The 2,819-nt window shown below is 43.2% G+C and carries 3 protein-coding genes; 1 reads left to right on the top strand and 2 read right to left on the bottom strand.

The features are described 5' to 3' along the window. Positions 1-487 (bottom strand): AAA-like domain-containing protein (locus tag F6K51_RS35870; protein ID WP_293030586.1); only part of this gene is annotated, 487 nt, incomplete at its 3' end. A 354-nt stretch (positions 488-841) separates the two neighbouring features. Here F6K51_RS35870 and F6K51_RS35865 point away from each other — a divergent pair. Then, complete coding sequence (locus F6K51_RS35865) at positions 842-1,822, top strand: PEP-CTERM sorting domain-containing protein (RefSeq protein ID WP_293030583.1); 981 nt, start codon at positions 842-844, stop codon at positions 1,820-1,822. Between the two features lie 91 nt (positions 1,823-1,913). Here F6K51_RS35865 and lexA read toward each other — a convergent pair whose 3' ends face one another. Beyond that, a complete protein-coding gene (gene lexA / locus F6K51_RS35860; protein ID WP_293030580.1) occupies positions 1,914-2,546 on the bottom strand; it encodes a transcriptional repressor LexA in 633 nt (210 codons plus the stop codon). Positions 2,547-2,819: the final 273 nt, after the last annotated feature.

The following is a 2,819-nucleotide window of genomic DNA, read 5'->3' as shown; positions in this document are numbered from 1 at the left end:
TTCCCTGCCATCGTGCCTGCTCCAGAATCCTGGCCATCAGGGAGGTTTTGCCCATTTGCCTGGGAGCATAAATCCGAATCAAGGCTCCGGGTTGCAAAATGGCATGATATGAGCATGCTTCGATGGGGGGACGCTCTACATAAAAAGGGGAATCTAGAGGAACTTGACCTCCGGGTAATTCCAGGATTGGGGAGCTTGAAATTCTACGGCTGCTCTCCTGTTGCCAATCTCTTGCGATACGTTTGAGGACGACCTGAACGTTTTTTTTGTTGACCTTTGTCCCCAATACTTTAGAGAGCAAGTGCCATAATTTGGCACCAACTGTCTTGACATGGGCACTAGAAAAACAGTAAGTTTCCGCAATTATATCATAAGTGTGATTTTCCCAAGCTCCCCGCAATACATCAATTTGGACTTTATCCAAATGCTGGTCAGTTTTGGCAAACACCAAGCATTGCAAAAGTTCGATTGCTTCTTCAATATGCATTAATTTTTTCAAAAAATTATCAAACTATTCAAGGTATTTTAATTCAAAACTATCTTGAATAGTTTGATCATAAAAAAAAAACAAAATAAAGAGTTAAGTTTAAGGATACTCATCGGCAGCTTTAGTAAAAATTTATAAATAAAGTATACTTCTTTATCAGTAATTCATAAACCAACCTATAACTTTACAAACCCTTGATGAATATCGATTACTTCTTTACAAAAAGCTTATAAAGCTTATCCCTGAATCGTCCTACTTTTTACTACTGACTTTTCTGCCATTGTTATTTAATTTAGTGAGTAAATTATTTCACTAAATACAACCCAATAACCATTTTCTTTTGGCGGTAAAATTATGGCTAATTCAACTCTCATGACCAAGTCATCAATGGCAATAGCAATAGCAGGATCTATTGTTCAAAATTCAGCCGTTTTACTGGGTGCTACAAGCATGATTTTCCTGTCCCTAGGAACTGCATCAGCACAAGCCGTTACTCTCAGCAATGGTTCCCTAGAAGTCACAATTCGAGAAGACAACGGTGCGATTGATACCGTATTATTTGACCAAATGACATTCTTTGCTAGTGATTTTTTTAACCCAGGAGCTCCTATCTCCGACTTTGGTTTTCAAAACGGGACAAACACATCTACTTTTGTCAGAAACACCACAACAGGTGTTACCCAACAACCCCTAAGTGTTAGTAGCAGCGGTGACTCTGTGTCCGTGACAGGAACATACACTGGAGGGGGTGCTAATGTTGATTTTACCCGCACCTATTCCCTGGTTCCCGATTTTAACGTGTTGAGCATCTCAACTGAATTTGTTAACAATGGTTCAGACGTAGCGCTGCGTTATTTTGACACGTTTGATCCAGACCAGGGTATTGATCAAGGAAACGGCTTCGGCACTTTCAATGATGTGTTGTCACTCTCAACGGATGCTGGATTGGCAACAGTCGGTCAAGCCACAGAACAAGATGGTCTTACAGTAGTCTTGGGGTCACTAGACCCTGATGTGACTGTTGCTTCTGGTAATCCTTTTGCGATATTTAATGGTTTTGATTTGAACAATTTCTTTAATGATCCATTTGATGGTAATGGCGATTTTGTAGACCTGGGAACACATATTGGTATTGAATTACTTCTCGCTGCTGGAGAATCAGGTTCTTTTAAGTACCATCACGCTTATGGACAATCAATAACGGAGGCTCAGGAGCAGTTCATCCTGGCAAAGTCCATTGATGTCCCTGAACCGGCTTCGGTTTTTGGTCTACTAGCAGTAAGTGCAATAGGTGCTGGTTCAGCACTAAAGCGCAAACAGGCCATGAAAGCTTAGAATAGAGCCTTAGATAACTGAATATTACTGATGGGAGAGCGATAGCTAAGAATTACCAAGATGCTTCGCTCTCCTTATTGTTATGGTATGGCTAATGTATCGCTGCAGCTGTTAAATTTTGATCATATCCCCGCCAGACACCAACTAATACTCCTTGAACCTGGACATGTTTTGCCATAATTTCTATGGGGTGGTATTTAGCATTAGAAGGTTTAAGAGTAACTTTATCACCCTTACGATAGAAACGTTTCAAGGTAGTACCATGTCCATCCACCCGTGCCGCTACAATTAGACCATTCTTGATGTCATCGGGATCAGGCACTGGTCGCATAATCACCACATCCCCTTCTGCAATTAGGTCTTCGATCATGCTGTCTCCAGTAACCCGCAGAGCAAAATTACCTGGTTGATAGAAAAAGCCAGATATATCCAACTCCTCAACTGTGTCGGTGAAAGGTTCCACTAGGCCCCCGGCTGCGATCGCTCCTAATACAGGAACTCCCAAATTACAATGCCGCAGCAGCCTAATCGTCCGGGCTTTTCCTTCAGTCCAATCAATATATCCCTTGCTACGCAAATGTTCCAGCCTACTCTGAATCGGTGCTGGTGAGCGCAAGTTCATTGCTCTCATCATTTGCCGGATCGAAGGGGCATGGTGTGAGATGCGAATATAATTAACCAGCCAATCGTAGAGTTCTTGTTGAGCAGATGTGAGGTTTTCCATAAGACTCTTGACAAAAAATGGTCGTTCTTAGTGATTGCTCTATAGAACATTGGTACTATCAACTATTGTCATTTGTCCAGAGTATTGTTCGGGAGTGGAGGGTGGGAAGTGTGGGAAGTGTGGGAAGTGTGGGGAGGGTGGGGAGATGGGGAGATGGGGAGATGGGGAGATGGGGAGATGGGGAGATGGGGAGAGTGTGGGAAGTGTGGGGAGATGGGGAGATGGGGAGGGTGGGGAGTGTGGGGAGTGTGGGGAGATAGGGGGTGGGGAGAG

It is taken from the genome of Moorena sp. SIO3I8 (assembly GCF_010692325.1).
In the GTDB taxonomy this organism is placed as follows: Bacteria; Cyanobacteriota; Cyanobacteriia; order Cyanobacteriales; family Coleofasciculaceae; genus Moorena.
Note: the sequence above shows the minus strand (reverse complement) of the source record. Positions and strands in the feature narration are given on the sequence as shown.